General features: G+C 72.9%; 18 protein-coding genes. 12 read left to right on the plus strand and 6 right to left on the minus strand.

What is annotated here, in order from left to right:
- The first annotated feature begins 93 nt into the window (after nt 1-93).
- Together AC2EAQ_RS13905 and AC2EAQ_RS13910 are read left to right on the plus strand one after the other, a co-directional pair.
- Entirely contained in the window at nt 94-1,281 is a 1,188-nt protein-coding gene (locus AC2EAQ_RS13905) for an efflux RND transporter periplasmic adaptor subunit (protein WP_484644929.1), read from the plus strand.
- A gap of 18 nt (nt 1,282-1,299) precedes the next feature.
- Nucleotides 1,300-4,506 (plus strand): efflux RND transporter permease subunit, encoded by a 3,207-nt coding sequence (locus tag AC2EAQ_RS13910; RefSeq protein WP_484644930.1) that lies wholly within the window; start codon nt 1,300-1,302, stop codon nt 4,504-4,506.
- A 42-nt stretch (nt 4,507-4,548) separates the two neighbouring features.
- Here AC2EAQ_RS13910 and AC2EAQ_RS13915 read toward each other — a convergent pair whose 3' ends face one another.
- The gene (locus AC2EAQ_RS13915) at nt 4,549-6,180 is read right to left on the minus strand and encodes an alpha-amylase family glycosyl hydrolase (protein ID WP_484644931.1); all 1,632 of its coding nucleotides are present in this window, start codon (nt 6,178-6,180) and stop codon (nt 4,549-4,551) included.
- Between the two features lie 100 nt (nt 6,181-6,280).
- Here AC2EAQ_RS13915 and AC2EAQ_RS13920 point away from each other — a divergent pair, with 100 nt between their 5' ends.
- Nucleotides 6,281-9,028, plus strand: coding sequence for an alpha-1,6-glucosidase domain-containing protein (locus tag AC2EAQ_RS13920; RefSeq protein WP_484644932.1), 2,748 nt, complete (start codon nt 6,281-6,283; stop codon nt 9,026-9,028).
- 46 nt (nt 9,029-9,074) lie between these two features.
- Nucleotides 9,075-10,052 carry a DMT family transporter gene (locus AC2EAQ_RS13925; protein ID WP_484644933.1) on the plus strand — a complete coding sequence of 326 codons (978 nt, stop codon included), beginning with the start codon at nt 9,075-9,077 and terminating at the stop codon, nt 10,050-10,052.
- A 21-nt stretch (nt 10,053-10,073) separates the two neighbouring features.
- Here AC2EAQ_RS13925 and AC2EAQ_RS13930 read toward each other — a convergent pair whose 3' ends face one another.
- The 4 genes from AC2EAQ_RS13930 to AC2EAQ_RS13945 form a co-directional block, all read right to left on the minus strand.
- On the minus strand, nt 10,074-12,140 hold the full coding sequence (locus AC2EAQ_RS13930; RefSeq protein WP_484644934.1) for a S41 family peptidase: 2,067 nt from the start codon (nt 12,138-12,140) through the stop codon (nt 10,074-10,076).
- Nucleotides 12,141-12,243: 103 nt separating this feature from the next.
- Nucleotides 12,244-13,074: a DUF2145 domain-containing protein gene (locus AC2EAQ_RS13935; RefSeq protein ID WP_484644935.1), complete on the minus strand. Its 831-nt coding sequence runs from the start codon at nt 13,072-13,074 to the stop codon at nt 12,244-12,246.
- 65 nt (nt 13,075-13,139) lie between these two features.
- Nucleotides 13,140-13,601 (minus strand): hypothetical protein, encoded by a 462-nt coding sequence (locus AC2EAQ_RS13940; RefSeq protein ID WP_484644936.1) that lies wholly within the window; start codon nt 13,599-13,601, stop codon nt 13,140-13,142.
- A gap of 95 nt (nt 13,602-13,696) precedes the next feature.
- Entirely contained in the window at nt 13,697-14,275 is a 579-nt protein-coding gene (locus tag AC2EAQ_RS13945; protein ID WP_484644937.1) for an NnrU family protein, read from the minus strand.
- Between the two features lie 216 nt (nt 14,276-14,491).
- Here AC2EAQ_RS13945 and AC2EAQ_RS13950 point away from each other — a divergent pair, with 216 nt between their 5' ends.
- Nucleotides 14,492-15,856, plus strand: a complete 1,365-nt coding sequence (locus AC2EAQ_RS13950; RefSeq protein ID WP_484644938.1) for a DEAD/DEAH box helicase — start codon at nt 14,492-14,494, stop codon at nt 15,854-15,856.
- Here the strand turns inward: AC2EAQ_RS13950 and AC2EAQ_RS13955 are convergent.
- The gene (locus tag AC2EAQ_RS13955) at nt 15,828-17,099 is read right to left on the minus strand and encodes a 3-isopropylmalate dehydratase large subunit (protein ID WP_484644939.1); all 1,272 of its coding nucleotides are present in this window, start codon (nt 17,097-17,099) and stop codon (nt 15,828-15,830) included. The genes AC2EAQ_RS13950 and AC2EAQ_RS13955 overlap by 29 nt on opposite strands.
- Nucleotides 17,100-17,346: 247 nt before the next feature.
- On the opposite strand from AC2EAQ_RS13955, the gene AC2EAQ_RS13960 reads away from it, so the two are divergent.
- Genes AC2EAQ_RS13960 through mraY form a run of 7 tightly spaced genes read left to right on the plus strand, consistent with a single transcriptional unit; the run spans nt 17,347 to nt 24,874 of the window.
- Nucleotides 17,347-17,775, plus strand: a complete 429-nt coding sequence (locus tag AC2EAQ_RS13960) for a division/cell wall cluster transcriptional repressor MraZ (protein WP_484645072.1) — start codon at nt 17,347-17,349, stop codon at nt 17,773-17,775.
- Between the two features lie 7 nt (nt 17,776-17,782).
- Nucleotides 17,783-18,724, plus strand: coding sequence for a 16S rRNA (cytosine(1402)-N(4))-methyltransferase RsmH (gene rsmH, locus AC2EAQ_RS13965; RefSeq protein ID WP_484644940.1), 942 nt, complete (start codon nt 17,783-17,785; stop codon nt 18,722-18,724).
- A 10-nt stretch (nt 18,725-18,734) separates the two neighbouring features.
- Nucleotides 18,735-19,016 (plus strand): cell division protein FtsL, encoded by a 282-nt coding sequence (gene ftsL, locus AC2EAQ_RS13970; protein WP_484644941.1) that lies wholly within the window; start codon nt 18,735-18,737, stop codon nt 19,014-19,016.
- Entirely contained in the window at nt 19,013-20,797 is a 1,785-nt protein-coding gene (locus tag AC2EAQ_RS13975; RefSeq protein WP_484644942.1) for a peptidoglycan D,D-transpeptidase FtsI family protein, read from the plus strand. Before ftsL ends, AC2EAQ_RS13975 begins: the two co-directional genes overlap by 4 nt.
- A 2-nt stretch (nt 20,798-20,799) precedes the next feature.
- On the plus strand, nt 20,800-22,317 hold the full coding sequence (locus tag AC2EAQ_RS13980; protein WP_484644943.1) for a UDP-N-acetylmuramoyl-L-alanyl-D-glutamate--2,6-diaminopimelate ligase: 1,518 nt from the start codon (nt 20,800-20,802) through the stop codon (nt 22,315-22,317).
- Complete coding sequence (locus tag AC2EAQ_RS13985; RefSeq protein ID WP_484644944.1) at nt 22,314-23,687, plus strand: UDP-N-acetylmuramoyl-tripeptide--D-alanyl-D-alanine ligase; 1,374 nt, start codon at nt 22,314-22,316, stop codon at nt 23,685-23,687. Before AC2EAQ_RS13980 ends, AC2EAQ_RS13985 begins: the two co-directional genes overlap by 4 nt.
- Nucleotides 23,688-23,692: 5 nt before the next feature.
- A complete protein-coding gene (mraY, locus tag AC2EAQ_RS13990) occupies nt 23,693-24,874 on the plus strand; it encodes a phospho-N-acetylmuramoyl-pentapeptide-transferase (protein ID WP_484644945.1) in 1,182 nt (393 codons plus the stop codon).
- Nucleotide 24,875 lies beyond the last annotated feature (1 nt).

The following is a 24,875-nucleotide window of genomic DNA, read 5'->3' on the forward strand; positions in this document are numbered from 1 at the left end:
GTGGCCGTGGCAGGACCGCGGGTAAGCTTGCGCGCCCATCCCCGAACCCCAGACGCGCCCACCCGGCGCTCCACGATCTCCGGAGACCCCGAGATGCTTTCGTTCCGTACCGCCGCCCTCGGCTGCCTGGCCGCCACCCTGCTTGCCGCCTGCGGCAAGGGCGCACCGGCCCCGGACGCGGCCAAGCCCGCCGCCGCCGCGTCGGCCCCCGCCGCCAGCGCCAGGGCCGCGTCGGCCCCGGTGCTGCTGCTGGCCCCCGAGGACCTGCGCACCATCTCGCTCGGCGGCGTCGGCAACGGGCCGGTGATCACCGGGTCGGTGCAGCCCGAGAAGCGCGCCGACCTGCGCGCCGAGGTGGCCGCCGTCGTCACGCAGCTGCTCAAGGGCAACGGCGAGGCGGTGAAGAAGGGCGAGCTGCTGATGCGACTGGACGACACCTCGATCCGCGAGTCGCTGCAGTCGGCCGAGGCGGGCCTGCGCGCCGCGCAGCAGGCCTTCGAGCAGGCACAGCGCCAGGTCGAGCGCCTGAAGACGCTGCAGGCCCAGGGCATGACCTCGGTCCAGGCACTGGACGACGCCGAGGGCCGTCGCAACGCCGCCCAGAGCGAGCTGGTGTCGGCGCGCTCGCGCGTGGTGAGCGCACAGCAGCAGCTGCGGCGCACCGAGGTGCGCGCGCCGTTCGACGGCGTCGTCAGCGAGCGCAAGGCCTCGGTGGGCGACACCGCCCAGGTCGGCAAGGAACTGCTCAAGGTGATCGACCCGCGCTCGATGCGCTTCGAGGGCCTGGTGTCGGCCGACCGCATGAGCGAGATCCGGCCCGGCCAGCGCGTCACCTTCCGCGTCAACGGCGTCGCGGACGTGGTCTTCGCCGGCAAGGTGCAGCGCGTCGACGCCTCGGCCAACAACGTGACGCGCCAGGTGGAAGTGCTGGTGAGCTTCGACGACCCGGCACGCGCGCCGCGTGTGGCGGGCTTGTATGCCGAGGGCCGCATCGAGGGCAGCGCCGCCGCGGTGCCGATGGTGGCCGAAGGCTCGATCGTGCGCCGCGACGGCCAGACGCGGGTGTGGCGCGTGGGCGCCGACGGGGTGCTGGCGCTGGTGCCGGTGCAGCTCGGCGAGCGCGACGCGCGCAGTGGCGAGTGGCCCTTGCGCGGCGGCCTGGCCGAGGGCGACGTGATCCTGCGCAACCCCGGCAGCACGCTGGTGCCGGGCCAGCGCTCCGAACGCACCCGGCCGACTGCGGCGCCCGCCGCAGCGTCCGCCGCGTCGGCCGCCCGCTAGCGTCAGGGGAGCCGCACCATGTTCCTGTCCGACTTCAGCGTCAAGCGCCCGGTGTCGATGATCGTGATCATCATCGCGCTGATGGGCCTGGGCCTGCTGGCCCTGACCAAGCTGCGCGTCAACCAGATCCCCGACGTCGAGCAGCCGATCCTCGTCGTCACCATCGTCTATCCCGGCGCGTCGCCGGAGACGGCCGAGCGCGAGGTGATCAACCGGATCGAGAAGTCGATCCAGACCATCTCCGGCGTGGACCGCGTGGCGGCCACCGCGCGCGAAGGCAGCGCGCAGTTCGTCATGTTCTTCAACTTCGACAAGAACATGATCGAGGCCGCTGACGAGGTGCGCAACGCCATCGGCACCGTGCGGCACAAGCTGCCCACGGAGATCCGCGAGCCGGTGATCACGCGGCTGGACCCGAGTGCGCAGCCGATCATGCAGCTGGCGCTGTCGTCGACGGTGCTGTCGCATGCCGAGATCTCGCGCCTGGCCGAGGACGACCTGGCCGACCGCTTCCGCGGCATTGCCGGCGTGGCCACGGTCAACGTCAACGGCGCGCTGCGGCGCGAGTTGTCGGTGCTGCTGCATGCCGAGAAGCTGCGCGAGTTCGAGATCTCGGTCACCGAGGTGGTCAACGCGCTGCGCGCGCAGAACACCACCGCGCCGGTGGGCAAGGTGCGCGGCTCGCTGGAAGACCAGAGCATCCGCCTGGTCGGCCGCATCGAGTCGCCGGCGCAGTTCGAGCAGATGGTGGTGCGGCGGCGCGGCGAGCAGATCGTGCGCCTGGGCCAGGTGGCCACCGTGGCCGACGGCTTCGCCGAGGTCACCGGCCACTCGGTGCGCAACGGCAACCCCAACGTGGGCCTGTCGGTCACGCGGTCGCGCGACGCCAGCACCGTGGGCGTGGCCGACGAGGTGCGAAAGCTGGTGGCCGACATCGGCAAGACGCTGCCTGCGGGCACCACGCTGGAAGTGACGCAGGACGGCGGCAAGGACGCGCAGAACAGCCTGAACAACGTGGTGCATGCGCTGGTGTTCGGCGCCGGCCTGACGGTGTTCGTGGTCTACATGTTCCTGAACTCGTGGCGCTCGACGCTGATCACCGCGCTGTCGCTGCCCACGTCGGTGATCGCGGCCTTCATCGCGGTATGGCTGTGCGGCTTCTCGCTCAACTTCATGAGCCTGCTGGGCCTGTCGCTGGCCATCGGCGTGCTGATCGACGACGCGATCGTGGTGCGGGAGAACATCGTGCGCCACATGGAGCGCGGCGCCGACCGGCGCACCGCGGCGCTCAAGGGCACGGCCGAGATCGGGCTGGCGGTGGCCGCCACCACCTTCGCCATCGTCGCGGTGTTCGTGCCGGTGGCCTTCATCCCCGGCGTCACCGGCGAATGGTTCCGCCCCTTCGGCCTGACGGTCGTGGCCTCGGTGCTGGTGAGCCTGTTCATCAGCTTCACGCTCGACCCGATGCTGTCGGCCTACTGGGGCGACCCGCCGGGGCACCACGAGGCGCCCAAGACGGGCATCAGCCTGCTGCTGCAGCGGTTCAACCAGTGGTTCGACCGCCAGGCCGACCGCTACGGCCATGTCATCGCCTGGGCGCTGCACCATCGCACCTGGATGTTCCTGCTGGCCTTCGCGAGTTTCGTGCTGGCCATCGTGCTGGCCGCCACCAAGGTCGGTTCGAGCTTCCTGCCCACGTCCGACTACGGCGTGATCGCGATCGACGTGCGCACGCCGGCCTCGTCGAGCCTGGCCTACAACAAGCTCAAGGTCGAGGCCGCCGCCACGCTGGCGCGCACGCTGCCCGAGACCAAGGCGACCAACAGCAACGTCAACGCCGCCGGTGGCCGCATCTACGTGGACATCGGCAAGGTGTGGGAACGCAAGCGCAAGCTCACCGAGGTGGCGCAGGACCTGCGTGCCCAGACCGCGCGCCTGGTGGGCGCCGAGTACGTGGTGCTCGAGGACCTGAACATGGGCGCGCAGAAGCCGGTGCAGATCCGCTTCACCGGCACCGACTCGCGCAAGCTGCTGGAGATCACCAACGAGTTCATGGCCAAGCTGCGCCAGGTGCCCGGCGCGGTGGACGTGGGCCTGTCCGAGCAGGACCCGCAGGACGAGCTCAAGATCGAGCTCGACCGCGGCCTGGCGAATTCGCTGGGCATCTCGGTGGCCGACGCGGCGCAGGCGCTGCGCGTGGCCTTCGCGGGCGTCGAGGTGGGCGACTGGGTCGACCCCAATGGCGAGACGCGCGACGTGTCGGTGCGCCTGGCCCCCGAGGACCGGGTCGATGCCAGCAACATCGAGCGCCTGCCCATCGCCATCAGCGGCACCAACCGCATCGTGCCGCTGGACCAGATCGCCACCGTCACCATCGGCAAGGCGCCGAGCCAGATCCAGCATTCCGACGGCAAGCGCACGATCTCGGTCAGTGCCAATGCGCAGGGCCGCTCTCCCGGCGAGGTGACCGCCGACGCGCTGAAGATCGCGCGCGAGATCCCGTTCCCGCAGGGCTACGGGCTCGAGCTGGCCGGCGCCTCGCGCGACCAGCAGGAGGTGTTCCGCAACCTCGGCGTGGCGCTGGTCTCGGGCGTGGCGCTGATGTACCTCGTGCTGGTGATGCAGTTCGGCTCGTTCACCGCGCCGCTGCCGGTGATGGTGTCGCTGCCGCTGTCGTTCATCGGCGTCGTGATCGCGCTGCTGGCCACGAAGAACACGCTCAACCTGATGAGCTTCATCGGCGTGATCATGCTGGTGGGTCTTGTGGCCAAGAACGCGATCCTGCTGCTGGACGCCGCGCGCGCCGAGGAACGTGCCGGCGTGCCGCGCGAGGAGGCGCTGATGCATGCGGGCCGCAAGCGCTTCCGTCCGATCCTGATGACCACCTTCGCGCTGATCGCCGGCATGCTGCCGGTGGCCATCGGCGTGGGCGAGGGCGGCGAGTTCTACCGCCCGATGGCGGTGGCCATCATCGGCGGCACGATCACCTCCACGCTGCTGACGCTGCTGGTGATCCCGAGCTTCTACGATTCCATCGAGATCAAGCGCGACTCGGCGATCGCCAAGTTCCACGCCCGGGCCGAGCGCTGGAACCCGTTCGTCGCATTCGCGCTGACGCTCGGCGAGGCGCTGGCCACGCTGGTGTTCCTGCGACTCGTGTGGCGCCTGCTGCGCCGCGGCGTCGCGCTGGCCACCGGGGGCCGGCGCGCGGCCAACCCGGCGTGAAGCGATGACACGGCCCTGCGCCCGCGGGACCGTGGCACCGCGCTAGCGTACGTCGAACACGCGCACCGACAGCGGCGGCAGCGTCAGCGGCGCGCCGCGCGGCCCGTGCAGGCGGCGCAGGCCGGCGCCGGCGCGCAGGCCCGGCACCTGCACGCGCCGTGCCTCAGTGCCGAAGTTGATCAGCACCAGCGTGCGCTCGCGGCCGAGTGCACGCTGGAAGCCCAGCACCGTGCCGTCGGCGAACGACCGCTCGAAGCTGCCGCGGGCGATCGACGGCCGCGTGTTGCGCAGCGCCAGCATCGCGCGATAGAAGTTGAGGATCGAGCCGGGGTCGGCGCGCTGCGCCTGTACGTTGTGCGTCGCGAGGTTCGGCGCCAGCGGCCGGAACGGCGTGCCGCGCGTGAAGCCGCCCGTGCGCGGGTCGGGCGCCCAGCTCATCGGCGAGCGGATCGGATGGTCCGCCGCCATGCCGGGGGCTTCGGCATTGGCCTGGCCGATCTCCTCGCCGTAGTAGATGTACGGCGTGCCCGGCTGCAGCAGGTAGGCCGCGGCCGCCAGCTTGTAGCGCGCCTCGTCGCCGCGCAGCTGGTTCCACAGCCGCGGCCCGGCGAAGCTGTCGTGGTTGGAGACGAAGGTGGCCATCGTCGGCCGCGCCGTGCGGTAGTAGTCGGCCAGCTTTGCCACCGATTCCGCCTTGCCGCGCGCCGCGTCGACGAAGTGGTGCACGTAGCCGAAGGCGAATGCGCCGCCGCACACGGCCGGGTCGCCCCAGTCCTGCGGGGCGGCGGTGGCCTCGCACACCACGTAGCGGTTCGGGTAGGCGCGGATCATCTGCGCGATGCGGTGGGTGAGGGCGCGGCTCTCGGGCTGGTCGTTCCAGTCCTTCGCGTTGTTCTCCACCAGGTGCGGCACCGCGTCGAGGCGGTAGCCGGCCAGGCCGCGGTTGAGCCAGAAGCGCAGGCTGTCGAGGTGGTAGTCCACCACCTCGGGCTTGCGCAGGTTGAAGTCCGGCATGTGCGGCCCGAAGGTGCCGAAGTAGAAGTCGCGCGCGCCGGGCGGCCCCGGCGGCGTGTCGCGCGCCTCGCCGCGGAAGCTCCAGCTCGTCGGGCCGTTCCAGTACCAGGGGTTCTTGCCCCAGATGTCCCAGCCCTGCGGCGCCTCGTCGGCGAACACGAACCAGTCGCGCCACGGGCTCTTCGCGTCGGCGCGGGCGGCGACGAACAGCGGGTGCTCGGCGGCGGCGTGGTTGACCGCGTAGTCGATGATCACGCCGATGCCGCGCCGCCCGGCCTCGCGGACCAGCCGGTCGAAGTCGGCCAGCGTGCCGTACTCCGGCGCCACGCTGCGGAAGTCGCGCGTGGCGTAGCCGTGGTCGCCGTCGGCGTTGGCCTGGATCGGCATCAGCCACAGGCCGCGCACGCCCAGGTCCTTCAGGTAGTCCAGGCGCGAGATCAGGCCGGGCAGGTCGCCCACGCCGTCGCCGTCGCTGTCCTGGTAGGCACGGACGAACACCTCCATGAAGGCGCCGTGGTGCCAGCCGGGCGGCAGGGTCACCGGCGTGGCCGTGGCCGGCACCGGCGACAGGTCGGCCGGCGCCGGCGCCGCGAGGCAGGCGCCTACCGCGGCAGCCAGCACCGTGAGGGCGGTCGCCCGCCGAAGGGTCGTTGTCAGCATCGGCGCCGATCCTGCATGTAGCTTGGCTACAGGTCCACTATGGATCACCCGCAATGAACCCCGATTGGCGATGTAGTTTTGCTTCGTTAAGCTGGCGGGCATGAACCCGAACGTCCGTGCCGCCTTCGCCGCCTTGATGGTGCTGGCCGCGCTGCCGAGCCCGGCCGCCGGGCCGGCGGCCCACCCGCATCCCGCCGCGGGCCTGTCGGCCTGCGACGCCGGCCACGAGACCGTGCTTCACGCCGCCCTCCCGATGCCGCCGGCCTGGGCCGAGGCGCGCGCGGCCTGGCTCGACGGCACCCGGCTGCGCTGGGCCGGCGCCGCCGCCGATGCCACGCAGCGCTTTCGCCTGCTGCAGTCGCGCACCGGCCAGCTGCGCCTGACCGAGGGCGCGCCAGCCGACGGCGTGGACGCTGCGCTCGTGCTGGACGCTGCGGCCGCCGCCGCGCCGGTGGACTCGGCGCGGCGCTTCTCGCACATCGGGCCGGGGGCGGTGCTGACGGTGCGCCCGGCCGACCGTGCCCGCGTCGCCGATCTGCTGCGCGGGCAGGTGATGCTGGTGCGCGAGGACGCGCAGGGCCGCGTGCAGGCCGCCACCGCGCTGCAGGGTGCCGGCGCGCTGGACGCGCTGTACGCCGCCGCGGCGCAGGCGCCGGCGCTCGGTGCGCAGCTGCAGCGCGGCGGCACGCGCTTTTCGGTCTGGGCGCCCACGGCGCAGCGCGTGGCGCTGTGCGTGTACGCGGGCGCCGACGCGCCGGCCGCGTCGGTGCGGCCGATGGCCCGCGACGCTCGCACCGGCGTCTGGTCGGCGCGCCCGGCCGGGGTCGGCGCGGGCCGCCACTACGCCTTCCTGGTGGACGTGTTCGTGCCGGGTCGCGGCCTGGTGCGCAACCTCGTCACCGATCCGTACTCGGTGTCGCTCGGCGCCGACTCCCTGCGCTCCTACGTGGCCGACCTCGACGCGCCGGCGCTGGCACCGCCGGGCTGGCACGGGCCGCGCCCGCGGCTGCCGGCGGTGAACGCCGCCACCGACCTGGTGATCTACGAGCTGTCGGTGCGCGACTTCTCGGCCGGCGACGCGGGCGTGCCGCCGCCGCACCGCGGCAAGTACCTCGCCTTCACCCATGCCGCGTCGCCGGGCATGCGCCACCTCGCGCGGCTGGCGGCGGCCGGCGTCACCGACGTGCATCTGCTGCCGGTGTTCGACCTGGCCACCGTGCCCGAGCGCAGCTGCACCTCGCCGGACGTGCCGGCGGCCGCGCCCGACAGCCCGGCGCAGCAGGCGGCCGTGATGGCCGGCGCGGGCACCGACTGCTTCAACTGGGGCTACGACCCGTGGCACTTCAACGCGCCCGAAGGCAGCTTCGCCACCGACGCCGCCGACGGCGCCGTGCGCGTGCGCGAGTTCCGCGCCATGGTGCTGGCGCTGCACCGGCTCGGGCTGCGCGTGGGCATGGACATGGTCTACAACCACACCACGGCGTCGGGCCAGCATCCGCGCTCGGTGCTCGACCGCATCGTGCCCGGCTACTACCACCGCCTCGACGCCAAGGGGGCGGTCGAGCGCAGCACCTGCTGCGACAACACCGCCACCGAGCACCGCATGATGGAGCGGCTGATGATCGACTCGGCCGTGGTCTGGGTGCGCCACTACCGCATCGACTCGATGCGCTTCGACCTGATGGGCCACCAGCCGCGCGACGCGATGCTGCGCCTGCAGCGCGCGGTGGACCGTGCCGCCGGCCGGCGCGTGCACCTGATCGGCGAGGGCTGGAACTTCGGCGAGGTGAAGGACGGCGCGCGCTTCGTGCAGGCCGCGCAGCGCAGCCTCAACGGCAGCGGCATCGCCACCTTCAGCGACCGCGGCCGCGACGCCGCGCGCGGCAGCGCCTGGGGCAGCCCCGAGGACACCGTGCGCAACCTCGGCTGGATCCACGGCGGCGTCGACCTCGACCGGCTGGCGCGCCAGGCCGACCTGCTGCGCGTGGGCCTGGCCGGCACGCTCGAGGGCTTCGAGTTCACCGACCGCAGCGGCGCGCGCGTGGCCGCGTCGCGCGTGGATTACGGCGGCCAGGGCGCGGGCTACGCCAGCCAGCCCACCGAGGTGGTGAACTACGTCGAGAACCACGACAACCAGACCCTGTTCGACAACAACGTCACCAAGCTGCCGCGCGACACGGGCCGCGAGGACCGGGCCCGCGTGCAGGTGCTGGGCGCCGCGCTGGTGGCCTTCAGCCAGGGCGTGGCCTACCTGCATGCCGGCCAGGAGATCCTGCGCAGCAAGAGCCTGGACCGCAACAGCTACGACTCGGGCGACTGGTTCAACCGCCTCGACTGGACGCTGCAGGACAACGGCTTCGGCGCCGGCCTGCCGCCCGAGCGCGACAACCGCGAGCACTGGCCGGTGATGCAGCCGCTGCTGGCGGCGGCGGCGTCGATCCGGCCGGCGCCGGAGCACATCGCGTGGACGCGCGACGCGGTGGCCGACCTGCTGCGCATCCGCTCGGGCTCGACGCTGTTTCGCCTGCGCACCGCCGCCCAGGTGCAGCAGCGGCTGAGCTTCCCGAACAGCGGGCCGGCACAGGAGCCGCGCGTGGTGGTGGGCCACCTCGACGGCCAGGGCCTGCCCGGCGCGCAGTGGCGCGAACTGGTGTACGCCATCAATGCCGACACGCAGGCCCGCACGGTGGACGTGCCGGCGGCGCGCGGCAAGGCCTTCGTGCTGCACCCGGTGCACCGCGATGCCGCGGCGGCGGACCCGCGGCCGGCGCGCGAGTCGGCCTTCGACGCCGCCAGCGGGCGCCTGACCGTGCCGCCGCGCACCGCGCTGGTCTACGTGCGGCCCTGAGCCCGCGGCGGCCGGCCGAGGCCGCGGCGGCACAATGGGTCGCTCCATGCCCGCGCCCGACCGCATCGACACCGTGCCCGCTGCGAGCGCGACCGACCTTCCGGCCGCCCGTCTGGCGCTGTTCGCGGGCATCGCAGTGGTGGCGGTGTGGGGCGCCAACTTCACGGTGCAGAAGACGCTGTTCGGCGTGCTGCCGCCGGCCGCGTTCCTCTTCGCGCGCTACCTGATGATGCCGGCCTGTGCCGCGCTGCTGCTGCTGTACGTCAACGGCGGGCGCTGGCCGCGGCTGCCGCGCGCGGACGTGCTGCGCCTGGCGTGGCTGGGGGTGCTGGCGCATTCGCTGCACGTGGGCATGGTCACCTTCGGCATCCACTGGTCCACCGCGTTCTCCAGCGCGCTGATCATGGCCTGCGGCCCGGTGTTCACGCTGCTGATCCTGCATGGGGCCGGGCTCGAGCGGCTGACGCGCGGACAGGTGGGCGGCGTGGCACTGGCCGCGGTCGGCGTGCTGGCCTTCCTGTCCGACAAGCTGATCGGCCGCCAGTGGGCGGCCACCGGCGGCGACCTGATGCTGCTGGTCGCGGCGTCGCTGTTCTCCTACTACACGGTGATGAGCAAGCCGCTGATCCAGCGCCACGGCGGCGTGGCGGTGATGGCCTACGCCACGCTGGCCGGCAGCCCGCTGCTGGTGCTGGGCGGCCTGCCCGCGGCGCTGCACGCGCCCTGGGCCACGATGGGCGCGCTGCACTGGGCGCTGCTGCTGTGGGCCAGCCTCGTGTCGGCCTTCCTCGGCTGGATCGTCTGGGGCTGGGTCAACGAGCAGCGCGGCGTGGGCCGCACCGCGCCGCTGCAGTACCTGATGCCGCTGGTGGCCGGCGCCGTGGCCTGGTGGGCCACTGGCGAACGCTTCACGGCCGTCAAGGTCGGCGGCGCGCTGCTCACGCTGGCCGGCGTGGCGCTGGCGCAGTTCGCCACCCGCGACCGCGACGACCCGGTGCGCGAGGCGCCGCCGCGGGTGGACTGAGCCGGCGCGCGACGGCCCGGCTCAGTCGCGCAGGTCGATGCGGCGCCGCTGCACCACGGCGCCCGCCTTCACGCCGGCCAGGTCGAGTCGGCGCGCCGTCGCCGCCAGCGCCACCTCGAGCACGCGGCCGTTGGCAGCGGTCAGCGACGCCTGCGGCACGCCGTCGATCGTCAGGTCCACGCGGTCCAGGCCCTGCGTCGTGATGGCGGCGCGGCGCGGCCGGCTGCGCAGTTCCGCCGTCAGGCCGGTGAGCGGCAGCGCGCGCAGCCGCTTCAGGCAGTGCGCGATCAGGTCGCGGTTGTCGTGCAGCAGGTCGTCGCGCGTCATCGCGTAGCGGTCGGCCGGGTCGGGTGGCGACACGCCCACGTCCTCGATCTGCAGGCCCTCGCTTGGGCCGCTGCGCGTGGCGCGCCGCATCGACAGCGACAGGCCGATGCCGTCGGGCAGCAGCGGCAGCGCCAGGTCGGTGCCGGCGAAGGCGCTGCGCAGGTCGGTGTAGTTCCACACGTTGGCGCCGCCGGCACCGGTGGCCTCGCCGACGCAGACGAAGGGGCCGATGCGGTTGTCCACGAAGCCGGCGGAGAACAGGTCGCCCGACGAGTAGGTGGACGCGTCGGCCACCAGCACCACCGGGCCGCCGTAGAGCTGGCCGATGTCGTTGCAGTCGTCCTGCGCGGTCATCGGCAGCGGCTGCGAGTACGGCTCGCCGTTGCGCACCGCGGCGTCGAGCGAGTCGCGCCACGGGGCCAGCTCGTCGGTCGGCCAGCCCTTGATGCGCGACAGCGCCCGCGTCATCGGCGTGGCCAGCACCGAGAAGCGCGTGGGCACGATGGGGCGCGGCGTGAAGAACTGCAGCGAGCGCTCGGCGGCCTCGATGTAGCCGCCGGGGTTGCCGCGCACGTCGATGATCAGGCCCTGCTGCGGCAGCAGCGGCAGCAGGCGCTGGAGCTCCTTGAGATAGGGCCCGGGCTCCTGGTCGAAGGCCCAGATGCGCAGCATGGCCACCGGCCCGCCCGGCGTGGCGAGCACCTGCACGCGCAGCGTGGTCGGCAGCAGCGATTCGAGCGGGTCGGCGGCGCGCCGGGCCTGCGCGGCGCGCGGCGCGGCGGCCAGCACCTGGGGCGCGAACATCAGCATCTTGGCCTGCCGCACCGCGGCCGCGGCCGGGTTCACCGACACGCGCAGCGCCTGCGTGCGGCGCTCCGCCGTCAGCCGCATGCCGGTGCGGGCGCCGGTACCACCGTCGGGCTGCGAAGCGCGCGCCGGGATCACGATGCGCCAGGGCACGCGCACCTCCTGCAGCGCGCCGCTGGCGCGGCCGGCCGCGTCGACGGCCTGGTAGCCGACGATGACCCAGTGCTCGTCGGGCGGCGTGCCGTACTGCAGCGAGCGCATCGTCAGGCTCAGCACGGCGGCGGCGCGCTGGCTGTCGGGACGGCCGCCGACCTCGTGCTCGCTCCAGCGCAGCACCGCCAGGTCGATCGGCACGCCGTTCCAGGACTTCACCACCACGCCGGCCTTGAAGGTGGGGCCCAGGTTCTCGGTCACGCGGCTGACCACATAGGTCGGGTCCTGGGTGCTGCCGATCATCTCGACGAAGAAGGGCAGCACCGCGGACACGTCCTTCAGCGCCACCGGGCCGCTGTAGCGCGTGTGCGCGTCGCGCAGCCGCGTCAGGATGTCGGCCAGCTCGTGGTGGAAGGCCTGTTCGTCGAGCGTGGTGTCGGCCAGCACGCGCGCGCGCAGCAGGCGCAGGCGCTGCACCGGGTCGATCGCGTAGCGCGCGCGCTTGAGCGGCAGGTGGGTGTAGGCGCCCTCGATCACGCGCTCCAGGCCGTCGAGCGTGCGCAGCCGCTCGGCCGGGGTCAGCGAGCCGGGCGCCAGCAGCGGCCCGCGCAGCACGTCGGCGGCCAGGGCACCGCGCGGCGACGTGCCGCGCGCCAGCGCGGAGGGGGCGCCCGCCCCGCGCGCGGCACCGGCGCGCCCGGCGCGTCCGGCGCGCACGGCCTCGCGCAGCTTCTGCGCGGCGGCGTAGCAGTCGGCGTAGTTCAGGCCGCGCTGCGCGGCGGCGATGCGGTTCTTGCCCATGGGGTGCTCCCGGCCGGCGTGGCCCGCGCGCATTGTGCGCGGGGCGAGTAGAACGGCGCGACCCCTATGCCGCCTGGCCAGTGGCCTTCCGAGGGCGCCGGACTCAGTCCAGCGCGACCACGCGGTCTCCTGGGGCCGGCCTGCATCCGTCGCCCAGCGGTTCCCAGCCGCGGCGCAGCACCACGTGCCGGCGGTCGTGGCAGACCTCGATGCGCTCGGCGCCGGAGTGCTGCGCGCGCACGAAGGCCTCGATCGACACCGGCAGGCTGACCCGGTAGCGCAGCGCGAACAGGTCGTCCTGCGGATGGTCGTTCGCGTGCAGCCACGGGATGAAGTGCGACGCCAGCATCCACAGGTGCGAGCCCACGTCCACCGCGGCCGGCGCGTAGCCTTGCGCGGCCAGCCACCGCTGCGCGCGCGCACGGGTGGGGGCGGCGTCGTCGCCCCAGGCGCTGGCCAGCAGTTCGGCCAGCCACTGGTTGCAGTTCTGGTACCGCGTGCCCCACGCGTAGGCATTGGCGCTGTAGGTGCCGCCCAGCAGCGCCAGTGCGCGTGCGTCGTCCAGTGCGGTGCGCTCCAGCGCCGCCTGCGCCGGCTCCGGCAGCAGCACGATCGACAGGTAGCCGAGCGACGGGTCGTCGGTGCCGAACAGGAAGCCCGGCAGGCCCTGGTCGAACAGGCGCGACCGGCCCTCGTCGCAGGCGAAGTAGAGCTGCCGCACAGACCACGGCGCGTTGGCGCTGGCCTTGAGGCTGACGCCGGCGTGCGAGTAGCGGATGCCCAGGCGCGCGAGGTTCAGCCCCGAGCGCGCCACCAGGGCCACGCGCGCGCCCGACGCGTCGAGCTCGCGTTTGACGATGTCGGCCACGCGCAGCAGCCGGTCCTGCTGCTCGGCGTCGAGCGGCACGCTGCGGCCGCACACCAGGCCCGCCACGCTGCCGGCCCAGGCCGGCAGCGCCGCGCCCGCGAGCAGCAGCGCGGCAGCGGCGCGGCGCGCGTTCAGAGGCCGACCGCGCGCGGCGCGATCTCGCGCTGCCAGTCGTCCGCCAGCACCAGGAAGAAGGCTTCGCGCGGGCGCGGCGCCTGTGCCGCATGCGCGAACTCGATGCCGTAAGGGCGGTTGCGCGCCTGCACGATGTCGCCGGCGGCGAGGCCGCGCGCGGCCAGCGCCTGCGCTGGCAGTTCGAGCGCGAACTCGTCGGCGCCGGCCGTCGCGCGCAGCGTCACGCGCAGCAGGCCGGGGCGGCCGGCGGCGTCGGCGACCTGGATCACGCGGTAGTCGCCGTCGGCCACCTGGCGGCGGCCCGACGAACTGTCGCTCGACCCGCGAAGCGAGTCGGACACGCTGGCGCTGGACGCCGAGCCGGCGCTCGAGGCCGACGAGGTGATGGTGTCGGCCTGGGCTGGTGTCGCGACGAGCGCCGCGAGGGCCAGAGCGGAACGGACAACGGGCTGGAACATGGTGCGACCTGGTTCAGGAATGGCGACGGCTGCGGAGCTTAGCTCCGCAGCGCCCGGTCAGGCATTTCTGGTTGTGTTTGCGGAGCCGCCGCCCGTCAGCCGAACGGCCGCACGCCGATCAGCCAGCCGTGCGCCCACATCGCGAACACGAGCCAGACCGCGGTGCCCGCGGCCACGGCCATCAGCGTGCGCGACAGCCGCCCCGGCGCGTAGACGGTGCCGGCGGCCCGGTCACGGCGGCGCGCTGCGATGAAGACCGCCACCGACCAGGCCAGGAAGCTGCCGAACAACACCACGTCGGCCAGCGTGTTGTTGGCCAGCAGGTGGGCGAAGGCCCAGACCTTGACGCCCAGCGTCATCGGATGGTGCACGCGCGCCTTGATGCCGTTGCCCGGCACCTCCTTGGCGGCCAGGAGCACGAAGGACACCAGCGTCAGCAGCGAGGCCAGGTGCGCCGCGCCCTTGGGCACGGCCCACAGCACCACCGGCTGCTGGCGCGCCTGGCCGTAGCCCCAGACCAGCAGCACGAAGCCCACCAGCGACAGCACGCTGTACAGGCCTTTCCAGGCCAACGGGCCGCGTCGGGCGATGAAGCCGGTGCGCCAGTCGTCGGCGACAAGGCGTGTGGAATGCACGCCGAGGAAGATCACGAGGCCGAGGATCAGCGCGGTCATGGCGGGCTCTGGAGTGGCGACCCCAGCATTGTGCGGGCCGCGTCGCGTACAATGCGGCGCACGGCCTTGGGAGAAGTCCCGAGGCCGTCTTCGTTCATCCCCTCTGACCTTCTCCCGCGCCGCGTTCCCTTTCCGGCGCTTCTCGAATCTCGGTTGGCGGCGATGCCTGTGCAGGGCCACGTCGGCCTTGCCGAACCCGAGAAGAGAAAGTCATCGATGAGCTTCGATACCCTGGGCCTGCCCGAGGCCCTGACCCGTGCCGTGCGCGACGCCGGCTACGAGCAACCCACCGACGTGCAATCGCGCGCCATTCCGCCGGCCCTGGCCGGTGCCGACCTGCGCGTGTCGTCCTCCACCGGCAGCGGCAAGACCGCGTCCTTCGTGCTGCCCGCGCTGCAGCGCGTGCTGGCCGCCCGCGGCGACGCCTCCAAGCGCCGCGAGCGCGGCGTGGTGCACGGCCCGCGCGTGCTGGTGCTGGCGCCCACGCGCGAGCTGGTGATGCAGGTGGCCAAGGCGGCGGACGCCTACGGCCGCCACATCCCCGGCCTGCGCGTGGCCACCGTCGTCGGCGGCGTGCCCTACGGCGCGCAGCTCAAGGCGCTGCGCGGCCCGCTGGACCTGCTGATCGCTACCCCCGGTCGCCTGATGGACCACATGGCCAACGGCAAGGCCGTGCTGGCCAACGTGGAGATGCTGGTGCTCGACGAGGCCGACCGCATGCTCGACATGGGCTTCATCGACGACATCCGCCACATCGCGTCGCATCTGCCCGAGCAGCGCCAGACCGTGATGTTCAGCGCCACCTTCGCCGGCGCCGTGGGCCAGCTGGCGCGCCAGATGCTCAAGCCCGAAGCGCAGACGATCGCCGTGGCCACCCACACCGACACGCACGTCAACATCGAGCAGCGCCTGCACTGGGCCGACGACACGCGCCACAAGCACGCGCTGCTGGAGCAGCTGCTGGCCGACCGCGAGCTCGACCAGGCGCTGGTGTTCACCAGCACGCAGCGCGACGCCGACTGGCTGGCCGACCGGCTGGCCGAGATCGGGCACCAGGTCGCGTCGCTGCACGGCGGCATGCCGCAGGGCCGGCGCAACCGGGTGCTGCAGGGCCTGCGCACGCGCCAGCTGCGCGTGCTGGTGGCCACCGACGTCGCCGCGCGCGGCATCGACGTGCCCACCATCAGCCACGTCATCAACTGGGGCCTGCCGATGAAGGCCGAGGACTACGTGCACCGCATCGGCCGCACCGGCCGCGCCGGTCGCCAGGGCCTGGCGGTGACGCTGGCCGAGGCGATGGACGCCGGCATGATCCGCCGCATCCAGCAGTTCACGACGCAGCCGATCGCGGTGGCGACGATGGACGGCCTGGAGCCGAGGAAGCCCGCGCCGCGCACCACCGGCGCGCGCGCCGGCGACACGCGCGGCAACGGTCCGCGCGACCGTCGCGACGGCCCGCCGCGCGGCGGCTTCCGTGCCGGCCCGCCGGCGGGCGGCAAGCCCTTCGGCGCCAAGCCTTTCGGCGGCCCGCGCCGCGCCGGCCCGGCGCGCGCTACGCGAGGATCGGACGCGCGTCGCTGATGCGCCCGTTAAGCGCCGACGCGGCCACCGTGTAGGGCGAGGCCAGGTACACCTGCGCCGTGGCCGCTCCCATGCGGCCCGGCAGGTTGCAGGCCGTCGACGAGATCACGGTGGCGCCCTCGGCGATCGCGCTGCCCAGCCCCGCGCAGGCGCCGCACGACGTGCCCAGCACCGTGGCGCCGGCCTCGACGAGGCGGCGCAGGATGCCGTCGCGCTCGGCGGCGTCGCGATCGGCTGTGCTGGCCGGTGCCACCAGCAGGCGCACGCCCGGCGCGATGCGAAAGCCCGCCAGCACGCGCGCCGCGGCGCGCAGGTCGTCGAGCTTGGCGCCGGTGCAGGCGCCGAGGTAGGCGATGTCCACCCTCACGGGTTCCATGTCGTCGATCGCACGCACCTGACTCGGGTTCGGCGGCAGCGCCACGTGGGGTGCCAGGCTCGACGCGTCCCAGCTGTGCCGCGTGCCCGGCGCGTCCTCGTCGGACGCCCAGCGCGAGAAGCCGAATTCCTCCAGGTCCGCCCCGGCGGCCTCCAGCCATGAGCGGGTCAGGTCGTCGGGCGCCACCAGCGCGGTGCTGGCGCCGAGCTCGCTGCTCATGTTGGTGAGCGTCATGCGCTCGGCCATCGACAGCGCGCTGACGGCCTCGCCGCAGAACTCGATCACCTGACCGGCGGCCCCGTCGGGCCCCAGGCGCTCGATCATCGCGAGCACCATGTCCTTCGCGCTCACGCCCTCGGCCAGGCGCCCGCTCCAGCGCGCGAACAGCGTCGGCGGCACGTCCACGCTGAGCGTGCCGCGCGCCAGCGCCGAGCACAGGCGCCGGGGTTCCATCGCCAGCGCCAGCGTGCCGAACGCGCCGGCCGTGGTGGTGCGCGCGTCGCCGCCGATGCACAGCATGCCCGGGCGCACGAGGCCGGTGCGGGGCACGACCACGTGGCCGATGCCGCGGCCCTCGAACACATGCTGCAGCTCGTGCGTGGCGGCCCAGTCGCGCGCGGCCTGGGCGCGGCCGCGCGAGGTGGCGTCGGGCTCCGGCGCGTGATGGTCCAGCGTCAGCACCACGCGCTCCTGCGACCACACCGGCAGGCCGCGCCCGCGCGCCAGCGGCAGCAGGTGGCGCGACAGCGCCGCGTCGTCCAGCAGCGCCAGGTCGGCGCGGCAGTGCAGCGTTTCCCCCACGTCGGCGAAGAGCCGGCCCGCCGCGCGGGCGGCGAGCTTCTGGGCCAGGGAGCTGCCTCGGTTCATGCGCGGCGCATTGTCCCGACTTGAGGCTCTACTTTCAATGCCGCGCACATGTCTTTGTTTTTGCTCGATTTTGTGTGCCGAAGTGCCTCAAATTTCAGCTCTAAGTGCTTGATTTGATTGATTTTTCGTTCTGTTTCGATTGACGCCCGACGGACCCGCGATTACAGTGGGATTTAGTGCAGGTTTGTGGGTTTTCGGCGTTCTCGGCGCTTCGCGGGCGCCTTTTGGGGTCATCGTGACAGGGATCGTGTTCCAGGGTGGGGCGGGCATGCTGCTCGACGGCAAGGGTCGGATGACCGTGCCTGCGCGCCACCGCGAGGGCCTCAAGGCCGTCTGCGAGGACCGACTCACGATCACCAAGAACCCCAAGCGCTGCCTGACGATCTTTCCGCGCCCGGCCTGGGAGGCCTTCCGCGCCAAGCTGCTGGCGCTGCCGATGTCGGTGGACGACTGGCGCCGCGTGTACCTCGGCAGCGCGATGGACGTCGAGATCGACGGCTCGTCGCGCGTGCTGATCGCGCCCGAACTGCGCGAATGGGCCGGCCTCGAGCGCGACGTGCTGCTGATCGGCATGGGTTCGAGGTTCGAGCTCTGGGACAAGACCCGTCACGATGCGCACGAAGCCACCGTGCTGGCCGCCGGCCTGCCCGACGTGCTGCGCGACACCGTGATGTGAGGGCGGGGTGAACGAGACGACATGGTCGCACACCACCGTCCTGCTGCACGAAGCGATCGACGCGCTGGTGACGTCGCCCGACGGCATCTACGTGGACGGCACCTTCGGGCGTGGCGGGCACTCGCGGCTGCTGCTGTCGCGCCTGTCGCCGGCGGGGCGGCTGATCGCCTTCGACCGCGATCCGGAGGCGGTGGCCGCGGCGACACAGGGTGCCACGCGGGTCGAGGACCCGCGTTTTTCCATCCATCACGCCAACTTCGCGCAGATGGCCGACGTGCTGGCCGGCCTGGGCATCGCGCAGGTGCAGGGCGTGCTGCTGGACCTGGGCGTGAGCTCGCCGCAGATCGACAACCCCGCGCGCGGGTTCAGCTTCCGCTTCGACGCGCCGCTGGACATGCGCATGGACCCCACCCGCGGCGAGAGCGCCGCGGACTTCCTGGCCCGCGCCGATGAGCGCCTTCTGACCGAGGTGATACGCGACTATGGCGAAGAACGGTTTGCTCGACAGATTGCAAAGGCGCTTGTGGCTCGGCGCGAGGGCGGGCATGCCGTTCGCACAACCGGCGAGCTTTCCCAGCTCGTGGCTCGTGCGGTCCGCACCCGCGAAGCGGGCCAGGACCCTGCAACGCGCACGTTTCAGGCTCTTCGGATTTTCGTCAACGCCGAGCTTGAGGCCCTCGAGCAAGGCCTGAGCGCCTGCCTCGGACTGCTGGCCCCAGGAGCCCGTCTCGCCGTGATCTCGTTCCACTCGCTCGAAGACCGCCGCGTCAAGGAGTTCATCGCGCGCGAAAGCCGCGACGTGGTGGACCGCCGCGCGCCCTTCGCGCCGCCGCGTCCGATGCGGCTGCGCGCGCTCGGGCGCGTCCGCGCCGGCGAGGGCGAACTGCGCGCCAACCCGCGCGCGCGCTCCGCGATCCTGCGCGTGGCCGAACGCACCGACGTGGCCTGAGCCCGACGCCATGACGCGCATCAACCTCCTGCTCATCGTGGCGCTGCTGGCCAGCGCCCTGTACCTGGTGCGCACCGCCTACGAGTCGCGCCGGCTGTTCGCCGAGCTCGACCGCTCGCGCAACGAGGCGGCGCGCCTGGACACCGAGTACAAGCGCCTCGAAGCCGAGCGTCAGGCCGCCGCCACGCACCTGCGAGTCGAGCGCACCGCGCGCGAGAAGCTGGCCATGCGCACCGCCACCCCGGCTGTCACGGTGTACGTGAACGAGCCTGCCTCCGGAGCCGCGCGATGAAGTGGTTCAAGTCGGTCGCCTCGCGCGGCACGGCCGGCGCCACGCGCCGCGGCGTGGCCTATGCCACCAGTCCGCTGCTGGCGTCCAAGACGCCGCCATGGCGCAGCAAGTTCGTCGTGGCCCTGGTCGGCCTGGGCTCATGCGTGCTGGTCGGTCGCGCGGTGATGATCCAGATCGTCGACAACCAGTTCTACCTCGACCAGGGCGAGAAGCGCTATGCGCACGAGCTGGAGCTGCCCGCCAGCCGCGGCCGCATCACCGACCGCCACGGCAGCCTGCTGGCCACCAGCGTGTCGGTGCCGTCGGTGTGGGCGATCCCGAAGGACGTGCAGGCCACGCGCGAGCAGAAGCGCGAGCTGGCGCGCCTGCTCGGCCTGCCGCTGGCCGAGGTGGAGCGCAAGCTCGGCGACCGCGAGGCCCGCTTCGCCTGGATCAAGCGCCAGGTCGACGAGCCGGTGTGGCAGCAGGTCAAGGCACTGGGCATCAAGGGCCTCTACGACGCGCGCGAGTACCGCCGCAAGTACCCCGAGGGCGAGGCGGCGGCGCACCTCGTGGGCTTCACCGACGCCGACGACCGCGGCCAGGAAGGCATCGAGCTGGCGTTCCAGCGCGAGCTGCAGGGCCGCGACGGCTCGCGCATGGTGGTCAAGGACCGCCTGGGCCGCGTGGTCGAGGACATCGGCGACCAGGTCGCCGCCACCGACGGCCGCGACATCGAGCTGGCCGCCGACGCCAAGGTGCAGTTCTTCGCCTACCAGCGCCTGCGCGACGCGGTGCTCGAGCACAAGGCCAAGGCCGGCAGCGCGGTGGTGATCGACGTCACCACCGGCGAGGTGCTCGCGCTGGCCAACTACCCGAGCTTCAATCCCGGCGACCGGCGCAACCTCACCGGCGCGCAGCTGCGCAACCGGGCGCTCACCGACACCTTCGAGCCCGGCTCGACGATGAAGCCCTTCATCGCCGCCTGGGCGATGGAAAGCGGGCGCGTCAGCGCGTCCACGCCGATCCAGACCGCGCCGGGCAGCATCACCATCACCGGCAGCACGATCCGCGACGCGCATCCGCACGGCGTGCTGACGGTGGCCGAGGTGATCCAGAAGTCCAGCAACGTCGGCACCGTGAAGATGGCGATGCAGATGGACCGGCGCGAGATGTGGGAGCTGTACTCGCAGGTAGGCTTCGGGCAGAAGCCGCAGCTGCAGTTCCCCGGCGCGGTCACCGGCCGGCTGCGGCCCTACAAGACCTGGCGCCCGATCGAGCAGGCCACGATGAGCTACGGCTACGGTCTGTCCGCCAGCCTGTTCCAGCTCGCGCGCGCCTACACCGTGTTCGCGCGCGACGGCGAGGTGATCCCGGTGTCGATGCTGCGCCAGGACGCGCCCGAGCCGGGCCTGCGCGTGCTCAAGCCCGAGACCGCGCGCGCCGTGCGCGAGATGCTGCGCCTGGCCGCGGGCCCTGGCGGCACCGCGCCCAAGGCGCAGACCATCGGCTACTCCGTCGGCGGCAAGACCGGCACCGCCCACAAGCAGGAGGGCAAGGACTACGCCACCGACAAGTACCGCTCGTGGTTCGTCGGCATGGCGCCGATCGACAAGCCGCGCATCGTGGTGGCGGTGATGATCGACGAGCCGAGCAACGGCGTGCACTACGGCGGCGACGTGGCCGCGCCGGTGTTCAGCCAGGTCGTGCAGCAGACGCTGCGCACGCTCGGCGTGCCGCCGGACCTGCAGGTGCGGCCGCAGATCGTCGCCACCTCGCCCGCGGTGGCGGAGAGCTTCTAGCCATGACGGTCACCGCGCTCAAGTCGCCCGACGCCGCCGCGCGCTGGCTGCGCTCGTGGGTGACCGGCACGCTGGTCACCGACAGCCGCAAGGTGCGGCCGGGCGACGCGTTCATCGCCTGGCCCGGCCTGGCGGTGGACGGGCGCCGCTTCGTGCCGGCGGCGCTCGCCGCCGGTGCCACCACCTGCGTCGTCGAGCGCGAGGGCCTGGAGGCGCTCGGCTTCGACGACGCGCGCATCGCCTCGCTGCCCGGCCTGAAGGGCGCCGCCGGTGCGGTGGCCGACGCGTTCTTCGACCATCCGAGCGCGGCGCTCGACGTGCTGGCCGTCACCGGCACCAACGGCAAGAGCTCCACCGCATGGTGGTGCGCGCAGGCCCTGAGCGCGCTGGGACGGCGCGCCGGCGTGGTCGGCACGCTGGGCATCGGCGAGCCGCCGCGCGCGTCGGGCGACGGCGCCGGCCCGGCGCAGATCGACTTCACCGGCCTGACCACGCCCGACCCGGTGCTGCTGCATGCGGCGCTGCGCCGCTTCGTCGACCAGGGCTTCGCCGCCTGCGCGATCGAGGCCTCGTCGATCGGCATCGAGCAGCAGCGCCTGGCGGGCCTGCGCATCGGCGTGGCGATGTTCACCAACTTCACGCGCGACCACCTCGACTACCACGGCACGATGGACGCCTACTGGGCGGCCAAGCGGCGCCTGTTCGACTGGCCGGGCCTGCGCGCCGCGGTGGTCAATGTGGACGATGCCCAGGGCGCGGCGCTGGCGGCGGAACTGGCGCGCCAGCCGATCGACCTGTGGACCGTCTCGACGCAGGACCGCTCGGCCCGCCTCGTGGCCGACGGCCTGGGCTATGCCGACGGCGGGCTGGCCTTCACGGTGCGCGAGGCGGACCGTGCCGCGGCCGTGCGCAGCACCCTCATCGGCGACTACAACGCCCACAACCTGCTGGGCGTGCTGGCCGGCCTGCGCGCGCTCGGCGTGCCGCTGGACGCCGCGGCCGGCGTGGTGCCGCGCCTGTCGGCCGTGCCGGGCCGCATGCAGCGCGTCGGCGACGGCCTCGGCGCGCCGCAGGTGGTGGTGGACTACGCCCACACGCCCGACGCGCTCGAGAAGGTGCTGGCCGCGCTGCGGCCGCTGGCCGCGGCGCGCGGCGGCCGCCTGGTGTGCGTGTTCGGCTGCGGCGGCAACCGCGACGCGACCAAGCGCCCGCTGATGGGCGGCATCGCCGCGCGCGGTGCCGACCGCGTGGTGGTCACGAGCGACAACCCGCGCGGCGAGAACCCGGCCGCGATCCTGGCCGACATCGTCGCCGGCATCGACGACCGCTCGCACACCGACGTCGTCGAGGACCGCCGCCTGGCCATCGCCCAGGCCGTGGCCGGCGCGTCGCCGCGCGACGTGGTGCTGCTGGCCGGCAAGGGCCACGAGGACTACCAGGAAGTCGCCGGCGTGCGGCATCCGTTCTCCGACGTGGCCGAGGCCACCCAGTCGCTGATGCAGCGGGGAGCGGCGCGATGATGACGCTGGCGCAGGCGCACACGCTGCTGCCGGACTCGGTGCTGGTGGGCGACGGCGCGGTCGAACTGGCGCGCGTGCACAGCGACACCCGCACGCTGCAGCCGGGCGACCTGTTCGTCGCGCTCAAGGGCGAGCGCTTCGACGGCCACGACCTGCTGCCCGACGCGCGGGCCCGTGGCGCGGCGGCCGCGCTGGCGCAGCGGGGCCTCGCCGAGGCCGGCCTGCCCGGCCTGCAGGTGGCCGACACCCAGGCCGCGCTCGAGGCCCTGGCGCGCGCGTGGCGAGCCCACCACCACCTGCCGCTGATCGCGGTGACCGGCAGCAACGGCAAGACCACGGTGACGCAGATGATCGCGTCGGTGCTGCGTGCGTGGCACGGCGCCGGCGCCTTCGCCACCGAGGGCAACCTCAACAACCACATCGGCGTGCCGCTGACGCTGCTGCGCCTGCGCCAGGACGACACCTGCTGGCACCGTGCCGGCGTGGTCGAACTGGGCATGAACCACCCCGGCGAGATCGCGCGGCTGTCGCGCATCGCCCAGCCGACCATCGCGCTGGTGAACAACGCGCAGCGCGAGCACCAGGAATTCATGGCCAGTGTCGAGGCGGTGGCACGCGAGAACGGCGCAGCCATCGAGGCGCTGGGCGCCGCGGGCGTGGCGGTGTTCCCGGCCGACGACGCGTACACGCCGCTGTGGCGCGGCCTGGCCGGCGCCCGGCCGCAGATCACGTTCGCGCTCGGTGGCCCGGCCGATGTGCGGGCCGACGCGGCCTGGCATGACGACCACTGGGCGCTGGACCTGCACACCCCGGCCGGCCGCGTGGCGGTGGCGCTGCGCATGGCCGGCGCGCACAACGCGAAGAACGCGCTGGCCGCGGCCGCCTGCGCACTGGCCGCCGGCGCCCCGCTGGACGCGATCCGGCGCGGCCTGGAGGCCTTCGAGCCGGTGAAGGGCCGCTCGCAGCTCAAGCGCCTGCAGCGCGGTGGCCGCGTGGTGGCGCTGGTCGACGACAGCTACAACGCCAACCCCGACTCGGTGCGCGCCGCCATCGACGTGCTGGCTTCGATGCCGGCGCCGCGCGTGCTGATGCTGGGCGACATGGGCGAGGTGGGCGAGCGCGGGCCGGAGTTCCATGACGAGGTGGGCGCCTATGCGCGCGAGCGCGGCATCGACCACCTGTGGTGCGCCGGCGCGCTGTGCGCCCATGCCGCCGCGGCCTGGGGCGAAGGCGCCCGTCACTTCGCCGACGCACCGGCGATGGTGTCGGCGCTGGGCACGCTGCCGCCCGCGGCGTCGCTGCTGGTTAAGGGGTCGCGCTTCATGCGGATGGAGCGCGTCGTGCAGGCGCTGATGGAAGCGAAGGACTGACGCCGATGCTGCTCGCACTCTCCCAATGGCTGCAGTCGCTCTATCCGGAGCAGCTCGGCTTCCTGCGCGTGTTCCAGTTCCTCACCTTCCGCGCGGTGCTGGCGGCGATGACCGCGCTGCTGATCGGCCTGGCCTTCGGGCCGTGGGTGATCCGCAAGCTCGCCGAACTGAAGATCGGCCAGCCGATCCGCGAGTACGGCGTGCAGGCGCACCTGGCCAAGCGCGGCACGCCCACGATGGGCGGCGTGCTGGTGCTGATCGGCATCGGCGTGTCCACCGTGCTGTGGTTCGACTGGACCAATCGCTTCGTCTGGGTGGTGATGCTGGTGACCTTCGGCTTCGGCGCCATCGGCTGGGTCGACGACTGGCGCAAGGTGGTCGACAAGAACCCCGAGGGCATGCGCTCGCGCGAGAAGTACTTCTGGCAGTCGCTGATCGGCCTGGTGGCGGCGTTCTACCTCACCTTCGCGGTCAGCGAGAACACCAACCTGCGCGTGCTGGAGCTGTTCCTGCGCTGGGTGGAAAGCGGCTTCTCCACCGACCTGCCGCCCAAGGCCGACCTGTTCGTGCCCTTCTTCAAGACCGTGAGCTACCCGCTGGGTGTGTGGGGCTTCATCGTCTTCACCTACCTCGTCATCGTGGGCGCCAGCAATGCGGTGAACCTGACCGACGGCCTGGACGGCCTGGCGATCATGCCGGTGGTGATGGTGGGCTCGGCGCTGGGCGTGTTCGCCTACGTGGTGGGCAACTCGGTGTACTCCAAGTACCTGCTGTTCCCGTACATCCCGGGCGCCGGCGAGCTGCTGATCTTCTGCGCCGCGATGGCCGGTGCCGGGCTGGCCTTCCTGTGGTTCAACGCGCACCCGGCCCATGTGTTCATGGGCGACGTCGGCGCGCTCGCGCTCGGCGGCGCGCTCGGCACCATCGCGGTGATCACGCGCCAGGAGATCGTGCTGGCCATCATGGGCGGCATCTTCGTCGTCGAGGCGCTGTCGGTGATGCTGCAGGTGGCCTGGTTCAAGTACACCAAGCGGCGCTACGGCGAGGGCCGGCGCATCCTGCTGATGGCGCCGCTGCACCACCATTTCGAGAAGAAGGGCTGGGCCGAGACGCAGGTGGTGATCCGCTTCTGGATCATCACGATGCTGCTGTGCCTGGTCGGCCTGGCCAGCCTGAAGCTGCGGTGAT

This window comes from Aquabacterium sp. T101, from assembly GCF_057219775.1.

Excerpts from the sequence above, each read along its gene's own strand:
- AC2EAQ_RS13905 (WP_484644929.1), top strand. The coding sequence starts at position 94 with ATGCTTTCGTTCCGTACCGCCGCCCTCGGCTGCCTGGCCGCCACCCTG.
- AC2EAQ_RS13910 (WP_484644930.1), top strand. The coding sequence starts at position 1,300 with ATGTTCCTGTCCGACTTCAGCGTCAAGCGCCCGGTGTCGATGATCGTG.
- AC2EAQ_RS13915 (WP_484644931.1), bottom strand. The coding sequence starts at position 6,180 with ATGCTGACAACGACCCTTCGGCGGGCGACCGCCCTCACGGTGCTGGCT.
- AC2EAQ_RS13920 (WP_484644932.1), top strand. The coding sequence starts at position 6,281 with ATGAACCCGAACGTCCGTGCCGCCTTCGCCGCCTTGATGGTGCTGGCC.
- AC2EAQ_RS13925 (WP_484644933.1), top strand. The coding sequence starts at position 9,075 with ATGCCCGCGCCCGACCGCATCGACACCGTGCCCGCTGCGAGCGCGACC.
- AC2EAQ_RS13930 (WP_484644934.1), bottom strand. The coding sequence starts at position 12,140 with ATGGGCAAGAACCGCATCGCCGCCGCGCAGCGCGGCCTGAACTACGCC.
- AC2EAQ_RS13940 (WP_484644936.1), bottom strand. The coding sequence starts at position 13,601 with ATGTTCCAGCCCGTTGTCCGTTCCGCTCTGGCCCTCGCGGCGCTCGTC.
- AC2EAQ_RS13945 (WP_484644937.1), bottom strand. The coding sequence starts at position 14,275 with ATGACCGCGCTGATCCTCGGCCTCGTGATCTTCCTCGGCGTGCATTCC.
- AC2EAQ_RS13950 (WP_484644938.1), top strand. The coding sequence starts at position 14,492 with ATGAGCTTCGATACCCTGGGCCTGCCCGAGGCCCTGACCCGTGCCGTG.
- AC2EAQ_RS13955 (WP_484644939.1), bottom strand. The coding sequence starts at position 17,099 with ATGAACCGAGGCAGCTCCCTGGCCCAGAAGCTCGCCGCCCGCGCGGCG.
- ftsL (WP_484644941.1), top strand. The coding sequence starts at position 18,735 with ATGACGCGCATCAACCTCCTGCTCATCGTGGCGCTGCTGGCCAGCGCC.
- AC2EAQ_RS13975 (WP_484644942.1), top strand. The coding sequence starts at position 19,013 with ATGAAGTGGTTCAAGTCGGTCGCCTCGCGCGGCACGGCCGGCGCCACG.
- AC2EAQ_RS13980 (WP_484644943.1), top strand. The coding sequence starts at position 20,800 with ATGACGGTCACCGCGCTCAAGTCGCCCGACGCCGCCGCGCGCTGGCTG.
- AC2EAQ_RS13985 (WP_484644944.1), top strand. The coding sequence starts at position 22,314 with ATGATGACGCTGGCGCAGGCGCACACGCTGCTGCCGGACTCGGTGCTG.
- mraY (WP_484644945.1), top strand. The coding sequence starts at position 23,693 with ATGCTGCTCGCACTCTCCCAATGGCTGCAGTCGCTCTATCCGGAGCAG.